Source organism: Cryobacterium sp. GrIS_2_6 (assembly GCF_035984545.1).
Classification (GTDB): Bacteria; Actinomycetota; Actinomycetes; order Actinomycetales; family Microbacteriaceae; genus Cryobacterium.
In genome coordinates this window covers 611,896-637,702 of sequence record NZ_JAXCHP010000001.1, presented here as the reverse complement: position 1 = coordinate 637,702, position 25,807 = coordinate 611,896, and the positions used below count along the sequence as shown (strand labels likewise).

26 protein-coding genes and 1 tRNA gene are annotated in these 25,807 nt (G+C 67.2%); 12 read left to right on the top strand and 15 right to left on the bottom strand.

The genetic code is table 11. The features are described from left to right. The first annotated feature begins 37 nt into the window (after positions 1-37). From RCH22_RS03070 to RCH22_RS03045, 6 genes are all read left to right on the top strand, one after another. Positions 38-1,330, top strand: a complete 1,293-nt coding sequence (locus RCH22_RS03070; RefSeq protein WP_327012794.1) for a glycosyltransferase — start codon at positions 38-40, stop codon at positions 1,328-1,330. 56 nt (positions 1,331-1,386) lie between these two features. Continuing rightward, positions 1,387-2,439 (top strand): hypothetical protein, encoded by a 1,053-nt coding sequence (locus RCH22_RS03065; RefSeq protein ID WP_327012793.1) that lies wholly within the window; start codon positions 1,387-1,389, stop codon positions 2,437-2,439. After that, a complete protein-coding gene (locus RCH22_RS03060) occupies positions 2,436-3,341 on the top strand; it encodes a right-handed parallel beta-helix repeat-containing protein (RefSeq protein ID WP_327012792.1) in 906 nt (301 codons plus the stop codon). Before RCH22_RS03065 ends, RCH22_RS03060 begins: the two co-directional genes overlap by 4 nt. Next, positions 3,331-4,431 (top strand): right-handed parallel beta-helix repeat-containing protein, encoded by a 1,101-nt coding sequence (locus tag RCH22_RS03055; protein ID WP_327012791.1) that lies wholly within the window; start codon positions 3,331-3,333, stop codon positions 4,429-4,431. The genes RCH22_RS03060 and RCH22_RS03055 overlap by 11 nt, the downstream gene beginning before the upstream one ends. A 340-nt stretch (positions 4,432-4,771) precedes the next feature. After that, positions 4,772-5,803: a right-handed parallel beta-helix repeat-containing protein gene (locus RCH22_RS03050; RefSeq protein ID WP_327012790.1), complete on the top strand. Its 1,032-nt coding sequence runs from the start codon at positions 4,772-4,774 to the stop codon at positions 5,801-5,803. Positions 5,804-6,009: 206 nt separating this feature from the next. Further along, entirely contained in the window at positions 6,010-6,423 is a 414-nt protein-coding gene (locus RCH22_RS03045; protein WP_327012789.1) for a universal stress protein, read from the top strand. 24 nt (positions 6,424-6,447) lie between these two features. Here the strand turns inward: RCH22_RS03045 and RCH22_RS03040 are convergent, their stop codons facing one another. The 3 genes from RCH22_RS03040 to RCH22_RS03030 form a co-directional block, all read right to left on the bottom strand. Continuing rightward, a complete protein-coding gene (locus tag RCH22_RS03040; RefSeq protein WP_134559367.1) occupies positions 6,448-6,774 on the bottom strand; it encodes a DUF805 domain-containing protein in 327 nt (108 codons plus the stop codon). A 67-nt stretch (positions 6,775-6,841) separates the two neighbouring features. Beyond that, positions 6,842-8,260: an MFS transporter gene (locus RCH22_RS03035; protein WP_327012788.1), complete on the bottom strand. Its 1,419-nt coding sequence runs from the start codon at positions 8,258-8,260 to the stop codon at positions 6,842-6,844. Between the two features lie 144 nt (positions 8,261-8,404). Beyond that, entirely contained in the window at positions 8,405-9,220 is an 816-nt protein-coding gene (locus RCH22_RS03030; protein WP_327012787.1) for a bacteriorhodopsin, read from the bottom strand. A 160-nt stretch (positions 9,221-9,380) separates the two neighbouring features. Here RCH22_RS03030 and RCH22_RS03025 point away from each other — a divergent pair, with 160 nt between their 5' ends. Then, a complete protein-coding gene (locus RCH22_RS03025) occupies positions 9,381-9,839 on the top strand; it encodes a MarR family transcriptional regulator (RefSeq protein WP_327012786.1) in 459 nt (152 codons plus the stop codon). Between the two features lie 54 nt (positions 9,840-9,893). Further along, positions 9,894-10,637 (top strand): ParA family protein, encoded by a 744-nt coding sequence (locus RCH22_RS03020; RefSeq protein ID WP_327012785.1) that lies wholly within the window; start codon positions 9,894-9,896, stop codon positions 10,635-10,637. 153 nt (positions 10,638-10,790) lie between these two features. Here the strand turns inward: RCH22_RS03020 and RCH22_RS03015 are convergent. The 3 genes from RCH22_RS03015 to RCH22_RS03005 all read right to left on the bottom strand — a co-directional run bounded on the left by RCH22_RS03015 (position 10,791) and on the right by RCH22_RS03005 (position 13,540). Next, positions 10,791-10,862: transfer RNA gene (locus RCH22_RS03015), tRNA-Gln, on the bottom strand. A gap of 119 nt (positions 10,863-10,981) precedes the next feature. Next, a complete protein-coding gene (gene gltX, locus RCH22_RS03010; protein ID WP_327012784.1) occupies positions 10,982-12,532 on the bottom strand; it encodes a glutamate--tRNA ligase in 1,551 nt (516 codons plus the stop codon). A gap of 27 nt (positions 12,533-12,559) precedes the next feature. After that, positions 12,560-13,540, bottom strand: a complete 981-nt coding sequence (locus RCH22_RS03005) for a LysR family transcriptional regulator (protein ID WP_327015442.1) — start codon at positions 13,538-13,540, stop codon at positions 12,560-12,562. Positions 13,541-13,680: 140 nt separating this feature from the next. Here RCH22_RS03005 and RCH22_RS03000 point away from each other — a divergent pair, with 140 nt between their 5' ends. Then, positions 13,681-14,751, top strand: a complete 1,071-nt coding sequence (locus RCH22_RS03000; protein WP_327015441.1) for an aminotransferase class V-fold PLP-dependent enzyme — start codon at positions 13,681-13,683, stop codon at positions 14,749-14,751. Positions 14,752-14,846: 95 nt separating this feature from the next. On the opposite strand, the gene RCH22_RS02995 is transcribed toward RCH22_RS03000, so the two are convergent. Then, complete coding sequence (locus tag RCH22_RS02995; RefSeq protein ID WP_327012783.1) at positions 14,847-15,554, bottom strand: type 1 glutamine amidotransferase domain-containing protein; 708 nt, start codon at positions 15,552-15,554, stop codon at positions 14,847-14,849. 57 nt (positions 15,555-15,611) lie between these two features. Continuing rightward, the gene (locus tag RCH22_RS02990) at positions 15,612-16,628 is read right to left on the bottom strand and encodes an NADP-dependent oxidoreductase (RefSeq protein WP_327012782.1); all 1,017 of its coding nucleotides are present in this window, start codon (positions 16,626-16,628) and stop codon (positions 15,612-15,614) included. Positions 16,629-16,747: 119 nt separating this feature from the next. On the opposite strand from RCH22_RS02990, the gene RCH22_RS02985 reads away from it, so the two are divergent. Next, positions 16,748-17,359, top strand: a complete 612-nt coding sequence (locus RCH22_RS02985) for a helix-turn-helix domain-containing protein (RefSeq protein ID WP_327012781.1) — start codon at positions 16,748-16,750, stop codon at positions 17,357-17,359. 9 nt (positions 17,360-17,368) lie between these two features. Here the strand turns inward: RCH22_RS02985 and RCH22_RS02980 are convergent, their stop codons facing one another. The 4 genes from RCH22_RS02980 to RCH22_RS02965 all read right to left on the bottom strand — a co-directional run bounded on the left by RCH22_RS02980 (position 17,369) and on the right by RCH22_RS02965 (position 22,019). After that, a complete protein-coding gene (locus RCH22_RS02980) occupies positions 17,369-18,133 on the bottom strand; it encodes a fumarylacetoacetate hydrolase family protein (RefSeq protein ID WP_327012780.1) in 765 nt (254 codons plus the stop codon). Further along, on the bottom strand, positions 18,130-19,314 hold the full coding sequence (locus RCH22_RS02975) for a branched-chain amino acid aminotransferase (protein WP_327012779.1): 1,185 nt from the start codon (positions 19,312-19,314) through the stop codon (positions 18,130-18,132). Before RCH22_RS02975 ends, RCH22_RS02980 begins: the two co-directional genes overlap by 4 nt. Then, positions 19,311-20,393: a 3-isopropylmalate dehydrogenase gene (locus RCH22_RS02970; protein WP_327012778.1), complete on the bottom strand. Its 1,083-nt coding sequence runs from the start codon at positions 20,391-20,393 to the stop codon at positions 19,311-19,313. Before RCH22_RS02970 ends, RCH22_RS02975 begins: the two co-directional genes overlap by 4 nt. Before the next feature lie 99 nt (positions 20,394-20,492). Next, complete coding sequence (locus RCH22_RS02965; RefSeq protein ID WP_327012777.1) at positions 20,493-22,019, bottom strand: MFS transporter; 1,527 nt, start codon at positions 22,017-22,019, stop codon at positions 20,493-20,495. An 89-nt stretch (positions 22,020-22,108) separates the two neighbouring features. On the opposite strand from RCH22_RS02965, the gene RCH22_RS02960 reads away from it, so the two are divergent. Further along, positions 22,109-22,702 (top strand): TetR/AcrR family transcriptional regulator, encoded by a 594-nt coding sequence (locus RCH22_RS02960; RefSeq protein WP_327012776.1) that lies wholly within the window; start codon positions 22,109-22,111, stop codon positions 22,700-22,702. Here the strand turns inward: RCH22_RS02960 and serA are convergent. Beyond that, positions 22,692-24,284 carry a phosphoglycerate dehydrogenase gene (gene serA, locus RCH22_RS02955; RefSeq protein WP_327012775.1) on the bottom strand — a complete coding sequence of 531 codons (1,593 nt, stop codon included), beginning with the start codon at positions 24,282-24,284 and terminating at the stop codon, positions 22,692-22,694. The two genes, RCH22_RS02960 and serA, sit on opposite strands and share 11 nt — an antisense overlap. Positions 24,285-24,380: 96 nt before the next feature. Between serA and RCH22_RS02950 the strand changes: the two genes are divergently transcribed. After that, positions 24,381-24,785 carry a hypothetical protein gene (locus tag RCH22_RS02950; protein ID WP_327012774.1) on the top strand — a complete coding sequence of 135 codons (405 nt, stop codon included), beginning with the start codon at positions 24,381-24,383 and terminating at the stop codon, positions 24,783-24,785. A gap of 27 nt (positions 24,786-24,812) precedes the next feature. On the opposite strand, the gene RCH22_RS02945 is transcribed toward RCH22_RS02950, so the two are convergent. Both RCH22_RS02945 and RCH22_RS02940 read right to left on the bottom strand, forming a co-directional pair. Then, positions 24,813-25,217: a hypothetical protein gene (locus RCH22_RS02945; protein ID WP_327012773.1), complete on the bottom strand. Its 405-nt coding sequence runs from the start codon at positions 25,215-25,217 to the stop codon at positions 24,813-24,815. After that, entirely contained in the window at positions 25,214-25,768 is a 555-nt protein-coding gene (locus RCH22_RS02940; protein WP_327012772.1) for a hypothetical protein, read from the bottom strand. Before RCH22_RS02940 ends, RCH22_RS02945 begins: the two co-directional genes overlap by 4 nt. Positions 25,769-25,807 lie beyond the last annotated feature (39 nt).

The following is a 25,807-nucleotide window of genomic DNA, read 5'->3' as shown; positions in this document are numbered from 1 at the left end:
CTGACCAGCACAATCGAGCACAAGGAACCCGATCCCTATGCCCCCAGAAACGACAGTGTCCGCCGACCCCGGCTACGCGTTCGACTGGGGCGCCTTCGGGAATGCGGTTGTGCACGACGCGGCAGTCGTGGTTTCCTATTTTCCCCTGGCGATTGCGGGAACCATCGTCTGGGGACTCTGGCTCTACCGGTTCATTCTGTCCCATCGGGCCCGGCCGATCGTCACCGGCTTCCGGACGTCGACGTCCGTGATCGTGCCCTCATTCCACGAGGATCCGGACATCCTGTTGAGCTGTCTCGATACGTGGCGGGCCCAGAATCCCGACGAGATCCTGATCGTGCTCGACGTTGCCGACGTCGACACCTACGAACGCATCGTCCGGATCGGCGATCCACGCGTCCGGCCGATCCTCTTTCACCATGTCGGTAAGAGGTCCGCACTCGGGGCCGGAATCCGGGAGGCGAGGCACACCCTCCTCGTCCTCACCGACTCGGACACCTGGTGGGAACCTGACCTGCTCCGGAACGCGCAAATGCCCTTCGAAGACCCCTTGGTCGGGGCGGTCGGCACCCGGCAGAACGTCTACCAGAGCGGTACGAGCGTCTGGCGACGGATCGCAGACTGGCTGGTTGACCTGCGCTACCTCGACTACGTCCCCGCCATGGGACGGGCAGGGGCTGTGCCCTGCGTGTCCGGGCGGACCGCGGTGTACCGGCGTGCCGCGGTCCTGCCCGTGCTCGACCATCTCGAGAACGAATTCTTCCTGGGCCGACGCTGCATCTCCGGCGATGATGGCCGGCTGACGTGGCTCGTGCTTGCCTCGGGTTACAAGACGGTGCACCAGGCATCCGCGCGCGCTCTCTCGATGTTCCCGACCGGCTTCAGTGCCTTCGTGAAGCAACGCGTGCGCTGGAGTCGCAACTCCTACCGGTGCTATCTCACCGCCATGGCCAGGGGCTGGCTCTGGCGGGTACCGTTCATCACCAAAGTGACCGTCCTGCAGATCCTCCTGACCCCGCTCACGATGGGCATCACCCTGTTCTACCTGGTCTTCAGTCGCCTCGAGTTGAGCGTCGCCGGGTTCGCCGCAGCCATCGGCTGGCTGCTTCTCGGCCGCGGCATCCGTGGGATCTCACACCTGCGCCGACACCCGAAGGACCTGCTGCTCCTGCCGCTGCTCGCCCTCGCCGTCATCCTCGTCGCCCTCCCGATCAAGACGTATGCCCTCGTCACTATGAACAAGCAGGGCTGGCTCACCCGCCACAACGACACCATCGGCGGTGACGGCCAGGACGCGCGCACCCTCACCCGAGCGGCGGTGGCCCCGTGACCCGGACCAGGGTTGCGCCGGTCCGGGTTCCCCGCACACGGACACCGAGGGTGAAGGTGACCGCGACCAGGCACCGCCAGTCCGGGCGTCCTCCTGGCGCACGTTTCGTGCTGCTGGGCACGCTCGCTGGCATCCTCGCCGGGATACTCGCGGCAGCGCTCATCCTCGTCGCAACGGGAGTGTTCCACTCCCCCACGAGCGCCTTCGGGCGGGCCGAGATCGCCCGCAACGGAAATGTCCAGGGCGTGCTCTATCCCGGCGACCCGACCCGCGAGACGAGCCTGGTGAATACGGAGAAGGCCCGGCTGAGTTATGTCCGCAGCGTCTCGGCATCCGCCCAGTGGCGGGTTGCCGGGCTCAAGGGTCCCTACCGGCTCACCACGGGAAGTTCCGTGACCCTCGTCCTGCCGGCCCGTGCGCAGCCCTACCTCGTGTCCGACCTGCTCACCCTCGCACCGACGACCTTTGTACGGCAACCGGACGGCGGCTATCTGCTCTCCGAGAACATCGTCGTCCTGACCGGCGCGACCCTGTCGCTGACCGCGACGGATGGGCTCACCCTGCGGCTCCGCAGCGACCCGAGCACGTTCGTGTCCGTGATCGGACTCGGCGGCTCCGTCCTCATCAACGGCACGGCGACGGCGCCCGTGGCCATCGAGAGCTGGAATACCCGGACCGGGGCGGTCGACACCGACACGTCCGACGGTCGCGCCTATCTCCGGATGATCAACGGCACGCTCTCGGTCTGGCACGCGCGCATCGCAAACCTCGGGTTCTGGAGCGGGGAGACGGGCGGGCTCGCGCTCTCCGGGACGGATGCCTCCGGTACGGACACGTCCAGAGCCGACGGCTCGGTCACGGCGGATACTTCCGGCACGGCCGATGCCTCCGGCACGGCCGGCGCAGGCCTGCTCGCCGGCGCCCTCTCGCCGGCGCCCCCGTGCTTCCTCCCGAACTCCTGCGTGCGCCGGCAGGATCCGTCGCCTCGAGCGGGCCCTCCGCAGCGACCCTGTCCGCCGGGTTCCAGGACGTCACGATCGACGGCAATGCCTTCGGGCTTTTCGTCACGCACGCCGCCGGCGTCACCATCACCGACACCCGTATCATGAACAGCCTCGTCGACGGCCTCGTCTTCCATCGGTTCGTGACCGACACGACGGTAATCCGGACGAGCGCCGTCAACAGCGGCGTCGACGGCTTCACGGTGGCCAGGTCGAGCTCGGGGATCATGTTCGACCAGATCACCGCGACGGGCAACGGGCGCAATGGAGTGTCGATCGACGGCCGCTCGCTGGCCGACGGTCCGAGTGCCATCGGAACCGGCGTTGAATCCTTCGGTTCGAGTACAGTGACCCGCAGTACGGTCGAAGACAATCGGAGGTACGGGATCGAACTCAGCGGAGGTCAGTCGCTTTCGGTGTACTCGAGTCTCATCGCGCGCAACGATATGGGCATCGTGCTCGACGACGGGGCCTCGGGTGTCGTCGTGGCCGGCAATACCCTGAAGGACCAGGCACGCCAGTCCATCGCGATCCGGGACCGGGTCACCGACACGAGTGTGCGCAACAACGCGATCAGCGGCAGCCAGACCGGCGTGTACGTCCGAAACGCCGGTGCCAGTGTCACCGACAACACCATCCGGGCCGTCTCCAACCACGCCGTGAGCCTCGTCGGGGACGCCACGTCGGTGAGGGTCGTGAGCAACGCGCTTTCGGGCTCCGGCGCCGTTCCGGTGTGGGACGAGACCTCGTCCGGGGCCGTCGTCGCAGGCAACAACCTCGCCAGCTGGCAGCGCGCGACGACGGCAATCACCGTTGCCCGGTCCGTGTTCCAGCCACTCACCGTGGTCTGGCTGTTGCTCGCGCTGTTGCTTCTCGTGACGGCACTCACCCGCAGCGGTCCCCAGTTCGGTGCGATCCGGCATCCGTACGCCGAGCGTGTACCGCTCACGTCGCTCTCACGCGGCATCGTTTCGCGCGAGTCCGTCGGCGGCGCCCCTGATGCCCGATAGCGACGACCGGGCGGATGCGCCGGCGCGCCGCCGCACGCCGTCGCGCCTCCAGTGGGTGCTCACCGTCGGCATCCTCGGCCTTGCGATCATCGGCGTCGCCGTCATGGTCATCGTCGCCGTCACCGGCCCGACCCAGAACATCACCCAACCCACCTCGCCCCCGTCCACGGCACCGGTTCATCCGGTACCCGAGACCGTGGCCGGCTGCCCGCCGTTCACGGTCACGGTGACGACCGCGCGCGAGCTTCAGGCGGCCCTCGACGCGGTGAATCCCGGGACCGTGATCGGTCTGGCCCCCGGCGTCTACCAGGGCACCTTCACGCTCCGCAGCGGAGGCACCGCCGACGCGCCGGTTGCGCTCTGCGGCACGGCCGGGAGCATCCTCGACGGTGGCGGCGTGCAGGGCGGATACGTGCTTCACCTCGATCGGGTTGCCTACGTGCGCCTGATCGGGTTCGCCGTGCGCAATGGCCAGAAAGGCGTGATGGCGGACCAGACCCGGAACTCGCTCATCCAAGGCCTCCAGGTATCCCAGATCGGCGACGAGGCGGTGCACCTGCGCAACAACAGCACCGACAACCGCGTCGCCGACAATCAGATCAGCGACACCGGCCTCCGCCGGCCGAAGTTCGGTGAGGGCGTCTATGTCGGAACAGCCGAGAGCAACTGGTGCGACGTGAGCGGGTGCGAGCCAGACCGGAGCGACCGGAACACGATCATCGGCAACAAGATCTCGGCGACGACCGCGGAAAGCGTCGACATCAAGGAGGGCACAAGCAACGGAATCCTCCAGCAGAACAGCTTCGACGGTTCGGGAATCACGAGCGCCGATTCCTGGGTCGATGTCAAGGGCAACGGCTGGATCATCGATGGCAACACCGGCGTCAACTCGCCGCTGGATGGGTTCCAGACGCATGAGATCCTCGACGGCTGGGGCGTGGGCAACACCTTCCGCAACAACAAGGCCACGGTGAACGGCCCCGGCTACGGGTTCGCACTCAAGCCGGCGAATGACAACGTGGTCGAGTGCAGCAACACGTCCGCCGACGCCGGCGAGGGTTCCTCGAACGTCCGGTGCGCCGACGGTTGACCCTCGGGAAAACCAAATGTTCATTTGAGATTTCCTCAGGAACGTGTATCGTCGTGTGAACTAAACGTTCCAAGTTTCCGGCAGCAGTCTTGCCGTAATCTGCAGGCTGCTGTTGATCCCCGCCCGCCTCTGCCATCGTGCATGCGACCGGTTCGGCTCCTGTCTTATTACAGGGTGCTGCCGATGTCACTTGCCTCATTCTGTCGACGCTTTCGTGCCGTCGACGACGTTCCGTGGTGCCTTGTCCACTCCGACGGGGAGTTGTCGATCTCGTGATCCACCCGAGGTTTGACCGGTTAGGCAGTCTTCCTGTTCCACACCACAGGAAGCTGCTGATTTCGTGCTCCGCTCATCTACCGATCCGTCGCGCTCATTCCCACTCTCCCCCAACACCCGGCGACTCTCGCCGCGCCGCATCGCCGCAGCCGCCCTCCTGACCGGCGCCGTCGCCGTGGCGGGGGTCGTGCTCACCCCCGGACCGGCCCACGCCGCCACGGTCACGAACGTGTCGACATCCGCTCAGTTGAAGACCGCACTCGGCAGCGCGAAGCCCGGCGACACCATCCACCTCACGGACGGCACCTACACCGGCAAATTCGAGGCCTCCGCCGTCGGAACAGGTGCGGCGCCGATCACCCTCACCGGCTCAAGAGCCGCCGTGCTCTCCACCGGGTCGACCGGTTCCGGTTACGCCCTGCACGTCACGGGAGGGCACTGGAACCTCACGGGGTTCCGGGTCGACAAGGCCGCCAAGGGCATTGTGCTGGACGATTCCGACTACACGGTCATTTCCAGCGTCGACGTCGGGCACATCGGCCAGGAGGGTGTGCACGTGCGCCACAGCAGCACGAACGTCGTGCTGCGCAACTCTTACGTGCACGACACCGGACTCACCTCGACGAGCTATGGCGAAGGCGTCTACGTCGGCAGCGCGCACAATAACTGGAGTTCGGTCATGGGCTCCTCGTCCAGCCCAGACAAGTCCGACAACGTGCTGATCCAGGACAACCGGATCGAGGACAACCCCGCGGAGGCGATCGACATCAAGGAAGGAACGACCGGCGGACGTATCACCGGCAACACCTTCCGCCATTCCGGCTACTCCGGCGACAACTCGGCTGATTCCTGGGTCGACGTGAAGGGCAACGGCTATTCGGTCTGGGGCAACTCCGGATCCTCGACCCTCGACGACGCGTTCCAGGTGCACTCCGTGCTCTCCGGTTGGGGCGGCGGGAACGATTTCGCCGGCAACACGGTCACCGACGGCGTCCCCGGCTACGAAGTCAACAACGCCTCGAAGACCGCTGGCAACGTGGTGCACTGCAAGACCTCCGGTGCCGGAAGCGGCCTCACCAACACGGGTTGCAAGTAAGCCTCGCGCCTCAGCGCTGAGATGCGGAGAGAACACCCGCCGCCTCCACGGAGGTGTTCTCTCCGCAACTGGCCGGGCGCCCAGGGGCACCTCGAATCGACCGCGCGACGCAATGGCCGCATGATGGCCACACAGGGCGAGCCGTCCTGCCGAGAGAGCGGACGAATCCCATGAGTGACACCGGTGCGTTTCAGATTATTGTGGGCGTGGATGGATCAGAGCCGTCATTGAAGGCGCTCGAGTGGGCGATCGTCGAGGCGAAGCTGCGGAGCGCAGAGCTCACCATCGTGACGACGTGGTCGTACCCGATCATGGCGGGGACCCCGGGAGACATCGTTCCAGAAGACTCCTTCAAAGAGGTCTGTGAGCGCATCCAGGCCGAGGCTCTCACGGTCGCGACCGATGCCGGCCTCACCGCGACAGGCCGCATCGTGCGCGGTAGTGCGGTCACCGTGCTCCTGGAGGCAGCCGAATCCGCCGGTCTCCTCGTCGTGGGCTCGCGGGGCCGCGGTGGCTTCACGGGCCTGCTGATGGGGTCGGTCTCCAACCAGCTCGTGCATCACGCCGCGTGCCCCGTGCTCGTCGTCCGGTCGAAGCGCGCCCCGCTGTCCCAGGGGTGACACCAGCACCCCGGGGCTCTGTGACTATCTACTCGGCCGGCAGAGCAACACGATCAGGATGATCACACCGACGATCGGGAGCAACAGGAACCAGAGCCATTTCCAGGAGAAGCCGGCATCCCGCAGGCGCCGGACCGCGACCGCGAGGAACGGCAGCACAATGACGACGATCCAGAGCGTGGAGAACAACCCGAACGCCGACGTGGGATTGATCGTCGAATCCAGGGTGCTGAGCGCGAAGTCGACGATCGTGACGAAGAGCACCCACCACCAGTACTCTGAACGGCGGGCGACTCCGGTGAACTGGCCGTATTGGCTGAACACGGAAGAGATCGCTTGGCCGAAGGTCATTGAGGTTCCTGACTCAGAAGATGGATGCCGGTGGTACCGGACGTCCTTTCATCCTCCCAGATTCCGGCTAGTGGGTCTTGAGGTGGCGCATCTTGACGATGCTCACGATCACGGCGACGGCCGATCCCGCTACGGCCACGAACAGGGCGTTGTTGGCTCCCTGAGCTTCGAGGGCCGGTGAAACGGATGAGGCGCCCACCAGCACCAGGGCGATGCTCACGGCGCCGGCGCCCATCGACTGGGCCAGGGTCCGGTTCACGTTCATCACCCCGGCCATCGCACTCGCGTGCCGGATGGGAGTAGCCGCCATCATGTCCCGGTTGTTCGGCGGCTGGAAGATGGCGAAACCCAGCCCGGTCAGGCCGGTGCTCACGAGCACGAGCCAGATCGGCGGCCGACCGCCGAGGAAGGACAGTGCGAGCAGGCCGAAAGTGAAGACCGCCAGGCCGATCACGGGGAGGGTGCCGCCGGGATATTTGTCGGCAAGTCGACCGGAGAGCGGCGACATGATGATGATGATGAGCGGCCAGGGGGTGAACAGCAGGGCGGATTGGAGCGGGCTCGCGTGATAGGCGCTCTGAAAGAGGAACGGCAGAGCCACGAAGGCGGCGCCCTGGCCGAAGAACGACCAGAAGGCAGTGAGGACTGCGAGTGTGACGCGCCCGTTGAACAGGCTCGGCGGTAGAACCGGCCGGGTAGCCCGCCTTTCGATCAGTACGAACACGGTGGCCAGGAGCCCGCACCCGATCAGGAGGGTCCCGGCAATCCAGAGCGTCGACGTGTCGGCGAGCTGATGGATGCCCAGCAGGAAGCACGCGATCGCGGCTGCGGCCGCGAGGGCCCCAGCCAGGTCATAGCCGCCACGGGTGGGACGCCGGCTCGGAAGGAACACGATCCCGAGCACGGTCGCAACGGCGCCGATCGGCAGGTTGATCAAGAAGAGCCACGGCCAGTCGAGTTGAGCGAGGATGAGGCCGCCGAAGGTGGGTCCTGCGCAGATGCCGAGGGCGACGACCATGGCGTTCATGCCCAGCACGAATCCCAGGCGCTCCGGCGGGAAGATGCGGCGGTAGATCGGGATCGCGACGGCGAAGAGCATCGCGGCGGCAACACCCTGAAGCACCCGGCCGGCCACGAGCGCACCGAAGCTCGGCGAGAGGGAGCAGGCCAGCGAAGCGACCGTGAACGCCGGGGTGCCGATCAGGAACATCCACTTGCGCCCGATCTGGTCGGCCAGGCCCGTCATCGCCGGAATGGAACAGGACACCGCGAGCAGGAATGCAGTGGCGACCCAGACGGCATCCGCCGGCGTCACGGCCAGGTCGTGCGCCAGCTGGGGAAGCGCGACGTTGACGATCGAGGTGTCGATGTTCGTCATCAGCATCGACAGCAGCACGGCGATCATGGCCACGTTCCGCCGCACCGGGGACATCACGATCGTGTCGTCCAGGTTCGATACCGGGACGGAAAGTGCAGACGACGTCACGGAAGATGTCCAATGGTTGATGGGGATCAACTATTACACTATCGCGCACTTCCAGAGTCGATTGCACAATCCGTCCGACGGAGCCGGGCACGGTCAAGCCGAGGTGCGTGTGCATGCCGCGCAGTCGAGTTGCCGAGGACGGAATCAGGAGCGGGTCGCGACCTCATCCCGCGAAAGCTCGATTCCGGCGAATGTGGGGTCGTCGTCGAAGGACTTGATGCGAGCCACCTGGTAGATGATCAACGCATAGACGGCCTTGGCCAGGATATCTGCGACGGAATAGCCGACCTGCTTGTAGACCCAGGCATCCGATCCGGAGATGTTGAGCAGCGGCAGCAGGTACGCGATCGGGTAGACACCCCAACTGAGCAGGAGCAGGAACCGAAGCTGGCTCAGGATCTTGCGGACACCGGTCGGCTGCTGGTCGAGGGACTTACTCAATTGCACGAAGAGCACGAAGAGGATGTAGGCGAACGGGATGGTTGACAGCAGGCCGAACAGTCCGCGAAGGGCATTGTCGCCGCTGATCTCCCCGGGATAGCCGAGGATGATCATGAGCGCCGCGGCCGGAACGAGCCTCCGCAGGAGCGCGGACTGGACGGACCGCACGAGGGCGAGTACCGCGACGAGCTCGACGAGGAGCAACGGTACGGTGAGGAGCCAGTCGACGTAGCGGTAGCCCTCGTTGAAGCCGGCGCCGACGGCCTGTGAGTAGTCGCCCGTTCCACCGACGGCATCGGTCACGAACGCCGCCTTGAACGAGTCGAAGATGCGGAAGTAGTGGTAGGCGGCGATGCCGCAGACCACGATGGCCACCGTGATGGCCTGGCGGTACCGCGGCAGGATGCGAGGCAGGGCGATCACGAGGAAGACAGATGTGAAGAGCTGCGCCGCGATGACGAGCGACAGGAAGTTGTAGACGGTCTCGTACTGTCCGTGCGAGAGGATATCTGGAATCATGGCGTACTCCGTAGAAGTTCAGCGTTCCCGAGATGGCTTAGTGTTTCAATTACATAGTAAGTAAGCTAAACCGTCAACATCTTTTTGACCTGATTTCGCTAAGATCAGGTACACCAGTCGTGACCACACAAGGCTCGCTCCAGCGCAGGCCGGAGGAAACATGGACCACTCGGAACGGCCCCCACACACGCTCAGTGGCTTTCCGGCCGCTGCTACCGAATTCGTGAGTGCCCTCGACGGCAACCGCCACCGCATCGCCGAGCGCGCCGGCGTGTCAGGAACCGAACTCCGTGCACTTTTCCGGATCGCACGGATGGGGTCCATCACTCCGAAAGATCTCGCAACCCACCTCGGAATGACGACGGGAGCCGTAACAGCGATCTCCCGGCGCCTGGTCGAGATCGACCTGCTTCATCGAATCGACCACCCCGGCGATCGCCGCAGTCTCTACCTGGAGCTGACTCCCCACGGACACGACGTCATGGGCGAGATCCACCGCGATTTCGCCGACATGCTGTCGGCATCCACCACGGCATTGGATGCCGCGCAGCTCGAGACGTTCACTGCTGCACTCACGTCCGTTGCCGCCGAAGTGCGGATCAGATCGGCGCAGCTCTGAGGCCTGACCCACTGGCCAAGGGCAGGCACGATGACAACGCCGTACTATCTGAGGATGAAGGTCATCACGGTCTTCAGCACCAAGGGTGGGGTCGGCAAGACGACGACGGCCGTGAACCTCGCGTGGGAAGCCTCCCGCAACTCGCGTGTTCTGCTCTGGGACCTCGACCCGCGGGGTGCCGCGACCTTCGTTCTCAACGTCAAGCCCCAAGGTCACGGGCGGCGTGAACTCGCTCGTCAGCGGCAAGACTGGTGTAGCGGCATCGGTCAAGGCACGGCATACGACCACCTCGACGCGCTGCCCGCCGATGAGAGTTACCGCGACCTCGACCTCGTCCTCGACGCGGCCAAGAAGTCGACCCACCGTCTCGCGCGCATACTCGAGTCGGTGGCCAAGGACTATGACGTCGTCGTCCTCGACTGCCCTCCGGGATCGTCCCTCGTGGCAGAGAATGCCCTGCGCGCAGCCGACACGGTGGTCGTTCCGTTGATCCCGTCCCCGCTCTCCCTGCGCTCGCTCGACCAGGTGGTCTCGATCGTCACGGAGTCCGCAAAGTCCACACCCATCCTGGCGTTCCTCACCATGGTCGATCGGCGCAAGACCGGGCACCCGGCCGCAGCCGAATCACTGCACGGCGCCAGACCTGAGGTTCTTGAGATCAGCGTGCCAGCGACCGTCGTAGTCGAACGGACGGGCGCCGTACGAGCCCCGGTCGCGGCCTTCGCCCCGAACACGGCTGCCGCAAGCGCCTACGGAGACCTCTGGACCGCAGTCGCCGCAGCAGTGCACCTGACGTAGCCGGCCGCAAAGCCTTCGAAGAAGAGCCGTCCATACTCCCGGTGACCCGTGATCCTTCGGTGAAGAATTACTCTGCAGGCTGAGATTGATCGGAAGAGATCACCGTGGGCAAAAAAAACCCCTGGTTTCCTTAGAAAACTCAGGGGTTTCAAGCTGGGGTACCTGGACTCGAACCAAGAACAACTGAACCAGAATCAGTCGTGTTGCCAATTACACCATACCCCATTGGCCGTTGGCCTCTCCGAAGATCGGCCGACTCGTAACTCTAACCCACAGAGCGGATGCTGGCCAAACTGAGCGCCACATCGGCGGGTTGCGAGCCCCGAATCATCGGTTCACGCCAGTCAGCTCGAGACCACCGGCGAGCTCGCCGCGTCCGCGGCCACGACCGCAGAGAGCACTCCGAGCCGCGCGAGCGACTCGCCGCGGCCGAGGATCTCCATCGACTCGAACAGCGGCGGCGACACCTTCCGGCCCGAGATCGCGACGCGCAACGGCCCGAAGGCGACCCGCGGCTTGAGCCCGAGCCCCTCGATGAGCGCGGCGGTGAGCGCCTCGTGCACCCGGTCGTGGGTCCACTCGGCCTCGGGAATGCTCTCGAGGGTCGTGACGGAGGCGGCGAGGATCTCGGCGGCGTTCTTCGGGAGGCTCGCGAGGGCATCCGCCTCGTGCACGAGCGCTTCGCTCGTGACGAACAGAAAACCGAGCATGCCCGGCGCCTCGCCGAGCAGCGCGATGCGCTCCTGGATCAGCGGCGCCGCGGCCGTGAGCACGGCCTGGCGGGCGGCGCCCAGCGGCAGGTCGACGACTCCGGCGGAGACGAGGTAGGGCACGATGCGCGCGGCGAAGTCAGCGGGCTCGAGCAGGCGGATGTGGTCACCGTTGATCGACTCGGCCTTCTTGAGGTCGAAGCGCGCCGGGTTCGGGTTGACGTTCTCGACGTCGAACGCAGCCACGAGCTCGTCGACGCTGAAGACGTCCTGGTCCTTGGAGAGCGACCAGCCGAGCAGAGAGAGGTAGTTGAGCAGTCCCTCGGGGATGAAGCCGCGCTCGCGGTGCAGGAACAGGTTCGACTCGGGGTCGCGCTTGGAGAGCTTCTTGTTCTTGTCGCCCATCACGTAGGGCAGGTGGCCGAAGCGCGGCACGAAGGTCGTCAGGCCGATCTCGATCAACGCGTGGTACAGCGCGATCTGGCGGGGCGTCGAGGACAGCAGGTCCTCGCCGCGCAGCACGTGGGTGACGCCCATCAACGCGTCGTCGACGGGGTTGACGAAGGGGTAGAGCGGATGCCCGTTAGGGCGCACCACCACGAAGTCGCTGAACGAGCCGACCGGGAAGGTGATCTCGCCGCGGACGAGGTCGTCGAAGCTGATGTCGGTGTCTGGCACCTTGAGCCGCAGCGCGGGGGCGCGGCCCTCCGCACGGTAGGCGGCGCGCTGCTCCTCGGTGAGGTCGCGCTCGAAGTTGTCGTAGCCCTGTTTGGGGTCCCGGCCGAGAGACACATTGCGCGCCTCGATCTCCTCGCCGGTCGCGAAGCTCTCGTAGATGTGGCCCGATGCCTTGAGCTTCTCGACGACGTCCCGGTAGATGTCGTAGCGCTCGGACTGGCGGTACGGCCCGTGCGGTCCCCCGGCGTCGACGCCCTCGTCCCAGTCGAGCTTCAGCCAGCGCAGCGCGTCCTTGAGCTGCAGGTAGCTTTCCTCGCTGTCGCGGGCGGGGTCGGTGTCCTCGATCCGGAAGATGAAGGTGCCGCCGGTGTGCCGCGCGTAGGCCCAGTTGAACATGGCCGTGCGAACGAGACCCACGTGCGGGGTTCCTGTCGGGGAGGGGCAGAACCGCACGCGGACATCCGTGCCGGTCGCGGTGGAAAATGGGTACACAGTGGTCTCAGACATCGGTATCGAGTCTACTTGGCGCGTAGATCACGCGGTGGGTGCTGGATGACGTCGGTCGTCGTGCGAGTTGCCACCCGAGCGGGCGGATGTCGTGAGGGCGCCGAGCGCGCGGAGCGTCTCCCCGAGGGCGGGCACGCCTGCGGCACCGTCAGCAGTGACCGCGTGCAGCGTGCGGTACTCCCGCGTCCTGGTCGGTCGGATCCGGACGCCGGCCCGCGCGCCGACGGACTCGATGGCGAGCGACGGCAGCACGGCGACGCCGATCCCCGCGGCGACCATGCCGAAGACCGCGGCGACATTGTCGGTCTCGTAGGAGATGTCCGGAACGAATCCGCGGCGTTCGCAGAGCTCGAGCAGGTGGCCGCGGCAGCGCGGGCAGCCGCCGATCCAGCGCTCGGCCGCGAGGTCGCCGAGGTCGATGGATTCCGCATCGCCAAGTCGGTGGCCGGTGGGCACCACGAGCAGCACCTCGTCGCGGCCGAGCGTCGTCACCGAGAGCCCCTCTGCACTGTCCCGGTGCGGGTCGACGAGGTCACCCGGGTAACTGAAGGTGATCGCGAGGTCGACGTGGTTCTCGCGAACGAGGGCGACGGCCTCGGGCGGCTCGGCTTCGACATAGGTGATCGTGACGCCGGGATGCCGCTTGGCGACCTCGGCGAGGAGCCGGGGCACGATCGTCGCGGAGGCCGAGGGGAAAGCCGCGACCCGTACCCGGCCGGCACGGAGGCCCTGCAATTCCGCGAGGTCTCCGGCGGCGGCGTCGAGGGCTCCGGTCACGGTGCGGGCGTGCCGGGCGAGCAGCCGGCCGGCCTCGGTGAGGCGCACGCCGCGGCCGACCCGTTCGACCAGGGCCAGGCCCACCCGCAGTTCGAGCCGCTTGAGCTGCTGGCTGACCGCGGGCTGGCTGTAGCCGAGGGCGCGCGCCGCTGCGGTGATCGAACCGTGCTCGGCGAGGGCCTGGATGATGCGCAGCGAGTGGGAGTCGAGGGCGGAATCGGCGGCAGGCATCTTCAAGGATAACGCCGTGTTATGGATTCCATCACTCACTGGCGATTGTCGAATGAGTACGGCCGACGGATGCTGGTGGAGTGACCCGCACACACTCCCCCGACGTGACCCGCTCGCGACCCGACGATTCGATTCCGCCCCTGCCCCGGCTTCCTCCGCTCAGCGTCCCGGAGGCCCGGGCGCAGTTCGGCGGCGGCCGCGGGTACCTCGCGGCGTGCACTCTCGGGCTTCCGACCGCTGGAACGCTCGCGGCTCTCCGCTCCGACCTCGATTCGTGGGCGACCGGGTCGGCCTCCGCCGCGGGGTACGGCGCCGTCGTCGAACGGGTGCGCGTCGCCTATGCGCGGCTCGTGTCGGTGCCCGTCGGCCAGGTCGCGATCGCGTCGCAGACATCCGTGCTCGCCGGCCTCGTGGCGGCGAGCGTGCCCGACGGGGCCGAGGTACTCTGCGTCGACGGCGATTTCAGCTCAATGGTGTTCCCGTTTCTCAGCCAGGCGCACCGGGGAGTCACCGTGCGCCACGTGCCACTTGCCGAGCTGGCCGGCAGCATCGGCGACGACACCTGGCTGGTGGCCTGGTCGCTCGTGCAGTCCGCGACCGGTGCGGTCGCCGATACGGACGCAATTCTCGCGGCGGCCAGGCAGCACAACAGCTTCACCCTGTGCGACACCACCCAGGCGGCCGGATGGATGCCGGTGGACGCCTCGGTCTTCGACGCAACGATCTGCCACGCCTACAAGTGGCTGTGTGCGCCACGCGGGGTGGCCTTCTTCACCGTTGCCGAGCAGTTCGGCGCCGTCGTGCGCCCAGCCCAGGCCGGCTGGTACGCCGGCGAGGACGTCTGGAGCTCCTGTTACGGGCCGGGGATGCGGCTCGCAGCCGATGCCCGCCGTTTCGACGTCTCGCCGGCCTGGCAGGCCTGGGTCGGAGCGGAACCGGCTCTCGAGCTCTTCGGCAGGCTCGACCTGGCCGAGGTGCGCCGGTACAACGTGGTCCTCGCCGACTCCTTCCGCACCGGGCTCGGCATCGACCCGGCCGAACAGACCGGCCAGGCCATCGTCACGTGGGCGGATGCTGCGGGCACCGACCTCGCGCGCCTCACGGCCGCCGGACTCACGGCATCCGGTCGGGCAGGCCGCGCGCGTGTGGCCTTCCACCTCTGGAACGACCCGGACGACGTCGCCGACGCGCTGGACGCCCTCGGCCGCTGACACCGCATCCGCCGGCACCCCCGGTGTGAGGTGCCGCAGATCGAGGTTCGCGGGCCGGCGTAACCTCAATCTGCGACACCTCAGGCGCGCGGGGTCTAGCTCCGGGCCGCGACGACGGCGATGATCCGGGCCGCCAGCTCGCCGGAGGATGCCGGGTTCTGGCCGGTGTACAGGTTGCGGTCGACCTCGACGTGCGCGGTGAACGGCGCCGCCTCGACGAAGTCCGCTCCGAGCTCCACCAAGCGGGTCTGCACGAGCCAGGGCGCCTTGGGTGCCAGTCCCCCGATGACCTCTTCCTCGTTCGTGAATCCGGTCATGCGATAACCGGTGAACGGCCAGCTGCCGTCCGCACGCTTCGCGGCGAGGAGCGCGGCAGGGGCGTGGCACAACACGGCCAGGATTCGGTCAGTGTCGAGCGCCTCGGTCATGAGCGCGCCCGACGTCGCGTCGACCGCGAGGTCCTCCATCGGGCCGTGGCCACCGGGGTAGAAGACCACGTCGTAGTCGGCGACGTCGATGTCGTCGATGCTGCGCGGGGCGTCGAGCTCCTCGCCGATCGACCCGAGGTAGGCGATGATCTCGGCCGCCCGGTCCTCCCCGCCCGCAGCCTGGGGAGTGAGGCTGCCACGGTCGATCGTGGGCGCGACCCCGCCGGGAGTCGCGATGGTGATGGACCATCCGGCCTCGCTGAACCGCCGGTGCGGTTCAGCGAGTTCCTCTGCCCAGTACCCGGTCGGGTGCAGGGTGCCGTCATTGAGGGTCCAGTGGTCAGCCGCGCTGACGACGAAGAGTACGTGGGTCATGGTTCTCCAATGTTCAAAAATCGATGATTGCGAGTCGTGGAGCGGGACCGAGTCGGCTCAGACGGTCGTGCGCACGACCATCTTGCCGGTGTTCTCTCCGCGCATGAGGCCCAGGAAGGCCTCGACCGCGTTGTCGATCCCGTCCACGACGGTCTCGTCGAAGACGACGGCGCCGCTCGTCAGCCATCCGGACATCTCGGCCGAGAACGCGCCGAAGTGCTTCAGGTAGTTGCCGACCGTGAATCCCTTGAGGGTGAGCCCCCGGGTCACGATGTTCGACATGTTGCGGGGTCCCGCGGATGCCTCGGTCGTGTTGTAGAGGGAGATCGCGCCGCAGAGGGCGGCACGTCCGCCGTCCTTGAAGGCGGCGAGGGCGGCCTCGAGGTGCTCTCCCCCGACGTTGTCGAAGTACACGTCGATGCCATCGGGCGCGGCCAGGGCGAGCTGGCCGGCGATGTCGCCGTCCTTGTAGTTGAAGGCGGCGTCGAAGCCGTACTTGCTCGTGAGCAGCGCGACCTTCTCGGGCGTGCCTGCGGAACCGACAACGCGGCCGGCACCCTTGAGGCGGGCGATCTGGCCGACCATGCTGCCGACGGCCCCGGCCGCGCCCGAGACGAAGACAGTGTCGCCGGGCTTCATGCCCGCGATGTTTAGGAGGCCGACGTAGGCCGTGAGGGCGGTCATCCCGAGCACGCCGAGGTAGGCGGAGAGCGGAACGCCCGGCAGTCCGGGCACAACGCGGAAGCCCGCGGCGGGGGCCTGCACGAGGTCGCGCCAGCCGTACTGGTGCACGACGACGTCACCGACGGACACTCCGTCGGCGGCAGATGCGATGACCCGGCCGACCGCGCCGCCGGTCATGGTCTCGTCGAGTGCGTAGGGCGGCGAGTAGCTCTTCACGTCGTTCATCCGGCCGCGCATATAGGGGTCGACGGAGACGAACTCATTGGCGACACGGACCTCTCCGGGCGCGAGGTCCGGCAGGTCGATGTGGACCGTGCGGAAGTCGGCCGCCGTCGGCCATCCGACGGGGCGTGCGGCGAGCTGGATCTGGGTGCTGGTATTCGCGGTCATGGGCGACTCCTGAACTTCTCTGTGCCGAACGTGGGGCTCGGAACGTTTTTGTACCGACTGGTTTACTATATACTGAATCGAACGGTACACAAAAACCCGACCACTGACTGGAGACCGAGATGGGCCGCACGCCGAGCTTTGATGCTCCCGTCGTCGTGACCGCGGCACGCGACCTGTTCTGGGACCGCGGCTTCGAGGCGGCGTCCCTCGCCGATCTCGAGCGGGTCACCGGGCTCAACAGGTCGAGCCTGTACCACGCGTTCGGAAGCAAACGCGGGCTCTTCGACGCCGCGGTCGCGGACTACCTCGAGACGGTCATCCGCCCGCGCCTGCGCCCGCTGCTCGCCGAATCGGCCGGCCGGGCCGCCCTGCTCGCGTACTACGGCGACCTGAGCCTGGCCGTCGCCTCCCTGCCCGACGATTCACCGCGTCGGGGCTGCCTGCTCGTCAACTGCGCAGCGGGACTCGCCGGGCACGACGACCCCGCCAGGAAGGTCGTCGACGACTACCGCGCCGAGCTCACGGCGGCGCTCCGCAACGCCCTCGCGGGAGCGGCGGCCGTGTTCGAGATCGCTCCGGGCACGGACGCCGGGCCCGCTGTCGTCGATGAACGGGCCCGCACGCTCGCCGCCTTGTCGATGGGCGTCATGCTGCTCGCCAGGGTGAACCGGGACGAGTCGCTCGCGCTCCTCGCCACGGCCGCCGACCAGGTCCGCTCCTGGCACCCGTGATCTATTCCGCTAGAGGCGCTTGACCGGGTTCGTCAGGATGCCGATGCCCGGGATCTCGATCTGCACGGCGTCGCCGTCGTGGACCTTTTCGGCCCGGTCAGGGGCGCCGGTGAGGATCACGTCGCCCGGCAGGAGCGTGAAGACGCTCGAGACGAACGCGACGACCTCGGCGACCGAATGCTTGTAAAGCGCAGCCGTCCCCTTCTGGAACTTCTCGCCGTTGACCCGACCGGTCAGGTGCAGGCTCGTCCAGTCGTACTCTGTGTCGATCACGGGTCCGAGTGGGCAGAACGAGTCGAAGCTCTTGGCGCGGGCGAGCTGCCCGTCGCGCTCGAGGAGATCGCGCGCCGTTACGTCGTTCGCGATCGTGTACCCGAAGATGACGTCTTCAGCGTTCTCGACCGTCACGTTCTTCGCGATCTTGCCGATCACGATCGCGAGCTCGCCCTCGACGCGCACGTCGTGGGACTGCGCCGGGAGGAAGATCGGGTCGTCCGGCCCGATCACCGCGGTGTTCGGCTTGAGGAAGAAGAGGGGCTCGCGCGATTCGGCGTGCTCGCGTTCTTCGTCGTCGGAGAAGAACGCGTGCGCCATGCCCACGATCTTGGACCGCGGGATCACGGGCGCGAGCAGCTTGACGTCGCGCAGGGCGATCCGGTCGCCGGTCGGGTCGTACCCTGCGAACATCGGGTCTCCCTTGAGCACGACGAGCTCATCGTCGTCGACGATGCCGAAGGCGATGACTCCTCCCTGGCTAAACCGCGCGACCTTCACGCCTGGTCCGCGGGTACGTCAAGGCGGGTGAGCCAGCCGTGCCGGTCGGGCAGCAGCCCGTACTGGATGTCGGTCAGCTCCTGGCGGAGCGCCATCGTGATCGTGCCGGCCGGCGCATCCGCATCGCCGATGGCCAGGCCGCCCGGTCCCTTGAGCTGGGAGATCGGGGTGACCACGGCGGCGGTGCCGCACGCGAAGACCTCGGTGATGGCACCGGATGCGATTCCGTCGCGCCAGTCGTCGAGCGTCACATCGCGCTCCTCGACCGTCAGTCCCCGGTCACGGGCGAGCTGGATGATGCTGTCGCGCGTGACACCCTCGAGGATGGTGCCCGTCAGCCGCGGGGTTACGAGCGTGTCGGTGCCGTAGACGAAGAAGACGTTCATCCCACCGAGTTCGTCGATGTGCGAACCGGTTTCCCCGTCGAGAAAGAGCACCTGGGCGCAGTCGTTGTCGTAGGCCTGCATCTGCGGCAGGAGCGAGGCGGCGTAGTTGCCGCCGCACTTCGCGGCTCCGGTGCCACCGCGGCCGGCGCGGGCGTATTCGGTCGATAGCCAGATCTTGATCGGGGCGACGCCGTTGGCGAAGTAGGCGCCCGCAGGACTCGCGATGACGTAGTAGCCGACCTTGTGGGCGGCTCGCACACCGAGGAAGCTTTCGTTGGCGATCATGAACGGTCGCAGGTAAAGACTCGTCTCATGGTCCGACGGCACCCAATCGCCGTCCACGGCGATGATCTGCCGGATCGACTCGATGAAATCGCTCTCGGAGAGCTCCGGCAGGGCGAGCCTGCGTGCCGAACGCTGCAGCCGGTCGGCGTTCTTCTCCGGGCGGAAGGTCCAGATGGAGCCGTCGGCGTGGCGGTAGGCCTTGAGCCCCTCGAAGATTTCCTGGCCGTAGTGCAGCACCGACGAGGCCGGGTCGAGCTGCAACGGGCCGTATGGGATGACCCGGGCATCGTGCCAGCCCTCCTCGACGGTCCAGTCGATCGAGACCATATGATCGGTGAATTTCTTGCCGAAACCGGGGTCGGCGAGGATCTCCTCACGCTCGGCCCTCGTGCGCGCCATCGTGGACGGCGTCAGGCTGAAGGTCAGCGGGAAAGTGCCCGTGGTCGTGGCGTCGGTCGTGGTGTCTGTGGTGGTTTCGGTGGTGGTGTCGCTCAGTGCTGCCTGGCTCATTGGAGTCCCTTGTCTGTCATTCGAGTCACGATGGCGTCGCCCACCGCGCTGGTACCGCGCGACGCCGTGAATGCCCCATTTTCCGTACGGGCCGCGATATCGGCGACCACCGCGTCCCGGATCCGGGCCGCGGCATCCGTCAGGCCCAGGTGATCGAGCAGGAGGGCGACGGAAAGGATGGCGGCCGTCGGATCCGCAAGCTGCTTGCCCGCAATGTCGGGGGCCGAACCATGCACCGGTTCGAACATGCTCGGGAACCGGCCGTCCGGGTTGATGTTCCCGGATGCTGCCAGGCCGATGCCGCCGCTGATTGCGGCCGCCAGGTCGGTGAGGATGTCGCCGAAGAGGTTATCCGTGACGATGACATCAAATCTACTCGGATTTGAGACGAGGAAAATCGTCGCCGCATCCACGTGCAGGTAGTCCACCGTCACATCGGGGTATTCGGCGGCGACGGCGGTCACGATCCGCTGCCACAGTCCGCCGGCGAAGACGAGCACGTTGGTCTTGTGCACGAGGGTCAGGTGTTTGGCGGCGCGGCCCCGGGCGACCTCGAAGGCGTAGCGTACGACGCGTTCGACGCCGAAGGCGGTGTTGACCGAGACCTCGTTGGCGACCTCGTGCACGGTGCCCTGGCGGATGGCGCCGCCGTTGCCGACGTACGGCCCTTCGGTGCCCTCGCGCACGACGACGAAGTCGACGTTGCCGGGAGCCGCGAGCGGGCTCGGCACACCGGGGAACAGGACGCTCGGTCGCAGGTTGACGTAGTGGTCGAGCGAGAAGCGCAGCCTGAGCAGCAGGCCCCGCTCGATGTTCGCGTTCGCGAGGCGTGGGTCGCCGGGCACTCCCCCGACGGCGCCGAGCAGGATGGCGTCGTGGGCGGCGATCGCCCCGAGGTCCTCATCGGTCAGCACGTCGCCCGTCTCGAGGAACCGGGTCGCGCCGAGCGAGAACCAGGTCAGCGCGAATTCGACGTCATCGGCCGCTGTCGCTGCGCCGAGCACCTTGACGGCCTCGGCGACGACTTCGGGTCCGATCCCGTCTCCGGGAATGACGGCGAGCTTGATCTGACGGGACATGGGACTCCTGGGGGCTCGGATTGCTGTACCCAAACCCTACTGCGACGCGTCAGCTCGGGTGATCCCCGCGTCTTCGTCACTCCCGGAATCGACGCCGGTTCACCGTGCCGAGCGCAGTGCGAACCAGGCGACCATGGCCGCTACGACCACGAGTCCGGCTCCGATCCAGGCGGTGGGACCGATTCCGGTGAGGAAGGCCTCCCTCGCAGACTCCAGCAGCATCCGGCCGGCTCCTGCCGGTAGCTCGGCCGCAACGGCGACGGCCCCGCCGAGGGTCTCCCCCGCCGCGGCCCGTTGTCCGGCGCCGAGCCCATCAGGCAGCACCACCGCGGAGCGGTACGCCGAGGTGAGGATGCTGCCCAGGACCGTGGTGCCGAGAACCGCGCCCAGTTCGTATGCGGTTTCCCCGACAGCGGATGCCGCGCCCATCTTCTCCGGCGGTGCGCTCGCCACGATCAATTCGTTCGACACCGTCTCGGCAGCCCCGATCCCGATCCCGAGGGCGACGAAGGCTACGGCCACACCGGCAGGGCCGAATCCGGCGCCGCCGATCGCGAATGCCGTGTACCCGGCCGCCGAGAACAGAAGCCCGGCCGGGACCACGATCGACGGCCGGATCCGCCTGGCGATCGGGACGACGATCAATCCGGCCAGGATCATCGCCACCAGGCCGGGCACGAGTACCAGGCCGGCACCGAGGGGCTCCAGTCCGAGGACGAGCTGGAGGTACTGCGAGACGAAGAACAGTCCGCCGACGAGCGCTACGACGCTCAGGAAGTTGACCCCGACCGCGCCGCTGAACGAGCCGCGACGGAAGAGTTCGAGGTCGAGCATCGGCTCACGGAGACGCCGCTGCCGAAGGGCGAAGAGGGTGGCGGCGACCAGTCCCACTGCGATCGACACGATGCCGGCGACGCCGAACCCGGAGTCGGCGAGCGTCTTGATGCCGAAGACGATCGGGAACATCGTCACGAGCGACAGCAGGATGCTCGGCACATCGATCGCTCCCGGGTTCGGGTCCCGGGATTCCGGCACGATCAGCGGCGCCACCACGAGCAAGGGCAGCAACAGCGGGACCGCGAGGAGGAAGACGGATCCCCATTCCCCGTTCTCGAGGATGAGTCCGCCGACAACGGGGCCGAGTGCGCTACCGGCCGCGAAGCCGCTCGCCCAGATGGCGATGGCGAGGCGGCGCTCGTTGCGTTCGGTGAAGACGGACCGCAGCAGTGCGAGCGTGGGCGGCATCAGCATGGCCCCGAAGACGCCCAGTGCGGCACGGTCAAGAATGAGCCACTCGATGGTCGGCGCGAAGGAGGCGATCACCGACATGGCTCCGAAGCCGGCGGAGCCGATCAGCAGCAGCCGGCGCCGGCCGATCCGGTCGCCGAGGCTGCCCATCGAGACCAGCAGCCCCGCGAGCACGAGGGGGTAGATGTCGATCACCCAGAGCAGCTGGGTGCCGCTCGGGCTGAGGGCCTCGGAGATCTGCGGCAGCGCAAGGTTGAGCACGGTGTTGTCGATCGACACGAGCAGCACCGGCAGCATCAGCACCACAAGGGCCCACCAGCGGCGCACGGGCGCGGCGCCCGGCTGGACGGGTATCCGGGGGCGGGTCGGGGTTGACACGGTGCAACAACTTTCCGGGCAGGGGACGGGTGAAACCGTCGTAGGAGGGGGACGGCATAAAAAAACCGTCCAGACGGTACAGTAGCACCATGACACCCTCGCCCGTCCAGCTCCCGCTCCGGTCAGCCGACCATTCCCCGACCCGGGACCGGGTCCTCGACGCGTTCACCGGGCTCCTGATCGACCAGGGCGAACGGGCGGCCACCCTCGAGAGCGTCGCTGCGGCGGCCGGCCTGTCGAAGGGCGGGCTGCTCTACCATTTCGGGTCGAAGGAGGCCCTGGTCCGGGGACTGCTCACCCGGCTCGATGAGCTCGTCGCCGACGACATCGTATGCATCCGCTCTGCGGCGGCCGGACCCGTTGACTACCTGATCCGGACCTCGATGAGCGAGGGCACTCCCCTGGACCGCACGATTGCGGGAGCCGTGCGCCTGGCACAGGGATCGCATCCGCTGGCCAACACTGCCGTTGCCTCGATGCGGCGCCAGTGGCTGGCCGTGGTCGAGGAGGCCGTCGGGAATCCGGACGTCGCGGAGGCGATCCTGTTGATCAGTGACGGGCTGTATTTCGGTTCCACCATCACGAGCGCTGCCCATCTCGCCGCCGACGTGGTGTCGGCGGCGAGACTGGACCGGTTGCTCGCCGTGATCGGTCGAATGACCGACCTGACCGCTACTCCGTGATGGCGATTTCGACCATCACGTCGGCCGAGATCGCGTCGCACACGGTGGCGAGCAAGCTCGCCGAGACGGGTGAGTCGACGGTCAGCACGCTCAGCGCCTTGCCGCCGGCCTCGTGGCGGGCGATCTGCATGCCCGCGATGTTGATCTGGGCGTCGCCGAACTCGCGGCCGTACACGGCGACGATTCCGGGGCGGTCGGTGTAGACCATCACGATGAGGTGCTCGGCGAAGGTGACCTCGACGTCGTACCCGTTGATCTCGACGATCTTCTCGATCTGCTTCGTGCCGGTCAGGGTGCCGGAGACGGAAACCTGTGAGCCGTCGGCGAGGGCGCCACGAATCTGGATGACGTTGCGGTACTCCGGCGATTCCTTGTCGGTGAGCAGGCGGACCGCGATGCCACGCTGCTCGGCGAGCAGCGGCGCGTTCACGTAGGAGACGGTCTCGCTCACAACGTTCGTGAAGATGCCCTTGAGTGCGGCCAGGCGCAGCACGCTCACGTCGTAGTCGGCGAGCTCGCCGCGCACGTCGATGTCCACGCTCGTGAGCGGGCGCTGCGCGGTGAGGCCGGAGAAGACCTGGCCGAGCTTCTCGACGAGCGGGATGCCGGGACGCACGTAGGGGTCGATGACGCCGCCGGCGACGTTGACCGCGTCCGGCACGAGTTCGCCGGAGAGGGCGAGGCGCACCGACTTCGCGACGGAGACGCCGGCCTTCTCCTGGGCTTCGTCGGTCGATGCACCGAGGTGCGGGGTGGTGATCAGGTTTTCCAGGCCGAGGAGCTTCGACCCGGTCGGGGGCTCCGACACGAAGACGTCGAGGCCGGCCCCGGCGATGGTGCCGGCAGTCAGGGCGTCGTAGAGGTCGTCTTCATCGATGAGGCCGCCGCGGGCGACGTTGATCACGAACGCGGTCGGCTTCATGAGCTTGAACTGCGCGGCTCCGATCATGCCGGTCGTCTCCGCCGTCTTCGGCATGTGGATGGTCACGAAGTCGGACTGCGCGAGGAGTTCTTCGAGCGTCACGGGCACAACGCCGAGCTGCTGCGCGCGGGCGGAGGTGATGTAGGGGTCGAACGCGATGATCTTCGTGCCGAAGGCCTGCATTCGAGCGGCGATGAGGGCTCCGATGCGGCCGAGGCCGATGATGCCGACGGTCTTTTCGTACAGTTCGACACCGGTGTACTTGGAGCGCTTCCACTGCCCCTCGGCGAGAGCGCCGCTCGCGGCGGGGATGTGACGGGCCAGGCTAATGATGTGACCGACGGTCAGTTCTGCGGCTGAGATAATGTTCGAGGTGGGTGCATTGACGACCATGACGCCGGCGGCCGTCGCAGCCTTAATGTCCACGTTGTCGAGTCCGACACCGGCGCGGGCGATCACCTTGAGCAGGGGTGCAGCCGCGATGGCCTCGGCGTCGACCTTCGTCGCGGAGCGCACGAGCACGGCATCGGCCGTCGCGAGCGCGGCGAGCAGGGCCGGCCGGTCCGTGCCATCGACATTGCGGACCTCGAAGTCGGGTCCGAGTGCATCGACGGTTGCAGGTGATAATTCTTCAGCGATAAGAACGACTGGTTTTGACACGAAAACAGAACCTCCGATAGCAGCAGCAATTGTGGCTCGCGCCGCGACCGTGGGGCGCCAGTATTGGGTCGAGTCTATCGGCCGTAATATTTCCCAATGAGCACTGTTACGTTGGACTCCCTCCAGTTCGTCCTGCGCTGCCTTCTAGCCGTGTTCTTCTTCGGCGCGGGGATCACCCATTTCATCCCGGTCGTCCAGCGCACGATGGCGGCCATGATCCCGCCGGGACTCCGCTTCACGGGATTCTTCGGCGCGCGTGGGCCCGTCGTCCTGGTGATCTTCACGGGCGTCTGCGAGATGCTCGGCGGCCTCGGCCTGCTCTGGCCGCCGACTACCGGAGTCACCGGGGTCATGCTCGTGATCTTCCTGATCGCGGTCTTCCCGGCCAACGCGTTCGCCGCCCGCGACCCGCAGCGCTTCGGCCGGGCCGCGATCCCGCTCCGGATCCGCGTCATCGAGCAGGTCGCGCTCATCGCCCTCGTCGTGCTGGCGATTCTCTGAGCCTGCGATCCCGGTCCAACGCCTCGATCAGACGATCAGGCTGCCGAGTCCGAACTGGTAGATATCGAGGGCGAGGGCGGATGCGAGGGCCAGGCCGACGAGGAACAGGGCGGCCTGCGCGTACAGCGGCCTGCCCCGTCCGATCCGGGCGGCGAGCAGGAAGATCAGGATCGGCAGGAGCACCCCGGCGATCAGGATTCCCCAGCCGAACCCGCTGAGCTGGGTGTCGAGGGACCCGGCGGCAAGGTTGAGGCCGATCAGGTTCCCGAGGTCCGCCCAGACGTCCCAGGCGTAGACCAGTCCGAAGAAGACGGCGACAACCAGGAACGGCCAGGAGGGCCTGCGGCGTTGTGGCGCGGCGGCGGTCTCGGTCGAACCGGTGCCGGACGTATCGGGAGCGGACGGGTTCGGGCGTGCGACGGGCTCGCTCATGCGACGGGCCCTCCGCTCACGAGGAGCGGGAGCGGGGCGAGCAGCACGACGCCGAGGAGCAGCCAGAGGATCCGTCCGCGCGGCCGGGTCGGGGTCAGCCAGAGCGTCACCGCGAACCACGCGACGGGGGCCGCGACGGCGAGCCAGGTGCCGAGGCTGAACATGAAGCTCGCGAGAGCGTCGCCGAGCGGGTCGTCGATCCGGCTCACGCCGATGAACCAGCCGATCGTGAAGAGCAGGTAGATGCCGCCGAACACCCCGAGGGAGATGAGGGTGAATGAACTCATCGGCGAGCGTTCCGAGTTGTGGGCCGCGGCATCCGCTTCGATCGCAGCGGTCGGGCCCTTGACGCTCCAACCGTCCGGCAGCGCGGCGTAGACCGGAGCGGTTACCGGTGCAGAGGCACCGGGGTCTGACTCGACCGGCGTGCGGGAGATTTCGCGGGCGTCTGCATCCTCCGACCGGGTCTGCAGGGTGGGATCGTCGTCGCCGGCCCAGCCGAGCGTGTCGTCGTCGTCGCGCGGAACGCCGCCGCGTGGTGCTGAAGTCATAGGGCCAGAGTAGCCGTCGGAGCCCGGCGGCGTTAAGCG

Coding starts and splice junctions, on each gene's coding strand:
- RCH22_RS03070 (WP_327012794.1), top strand. CDS start 38: ATGCCCCCAGAAACGACAGTGTCCGCCGACCCCGGCTACGCGTTCGAC.
- RCH22_RS03060 (WP_327012792.1), top strand. CDS start 2,436: ATGAACAGCCTCGTCGACGGCCTCGTCTTCCATCGGTTCGTGACCGAC.
- RCH22_RS03055 (WP_327012791.1), top strand. CDS start 3,331: ATGCCCGATAGCGACGACCGGGCGGATGCGCCGGCGCGCCGCCGCACG.
- RCH22_RS03040 (WP_134559367.1), bottom strand. CDS start 6,774: ATGACCTTCGGCCAAGCGATCTCTTCCGTGTTCAGCCAATACGGCCAG.
- RCH22_RS03030 (WP_327012787.1), bottom strand. CDS start 9,220: ATGATTCCAGATATCCTCTCGCACGGACAGTACGAGACCGTCTACAAC.
- RCH22_RS03025 (WP_327012786.1), top strand. CDS start 9,381: ATGGACCACTCGGAACGGCCCCCACACACGCTCAGTGGCTTTCCGGCC.
- RCH22_RS03020 (WP_327012785.1), top strand. CDS start 9,894: ATGAAGGTCATCACGGTCTTCAGCACCAAGGGTGGGGTCGGCAAGACG.
- gltX (WP_327012784.1), bottom strand. CDS start 12,532: ATGTCTGAGACCACTGTGTACCCATTTTCCACCGCGACCGGCACGGAT.
- RCH22_RS03005 (WP_327015442.1), bottom strand. CDS start 13,540: ATGCCTGCCGCCGATTCCGCCCTCGACTCCCACTCGCTGCGCATCATC.
- RCH22_RS02995 (WP_327012783.1), bottom strand. CDS start 15,554: ATGACCCACGTACTCTTCGTCGTCAGCGCGGCTGACCACTGGACCCTC.
- RCH22_RS02990 (WP_327012782.1), bottom strand. CDS start 16,628: ATGACCGCGAATACCAGCACCCAGATCCAGCTCGCCGCACGCCCCGTC.
- RCH22_RS02985 (WP_327012781.1), top strand. CDS start 16,748: ATGGGCCGCACGCCGAGCTTTGATGCTCCCGTCGTCGTGACCGCGGCA.
- RCH22_RS02975 (WP_327012779.1), bottom strand. CDS start 19,314: ATGAGCCAGGCAGCACTGAGCGACACCACCACCGAAACCACCACAGAC.
- RCH22_RS02970 (WP_327012778.1), bottom strand. CDS start 20,393: ATGTCCCGTCAGATCAAGCTCGCCGTCATTCCCGGAGACGGGATCGGA.
- RCH22_RS02960 (WP_327012776.1), top strand. CDS start 22,109: ATGACACCCTCGCCCGTCCAGCTCCCGCTCCGGTCAGCCGACCATTCC.
- RCH22_RS02950 (WP_327012774.1), top strand. CDS start 24,381: ATGAGCACTGTTACGTTGGACTCCCTCCAGTTCGTCCTGCGCTGCCTT.
- RCH22_RS02945 (WP_327012773.1), bottom strand. CDS start 25,217: ATGAGCGAGCCCGTCGCACGCCCGAACCCGTCCGCTCCCGATACGTCC.
- RCH22_RS02940 (WP_327012772.1), bottom strand. CDS start 25,768: ATGACTTCAGCACCACGCGGCGGCGTTCCGCGCGACGACGACGACACG.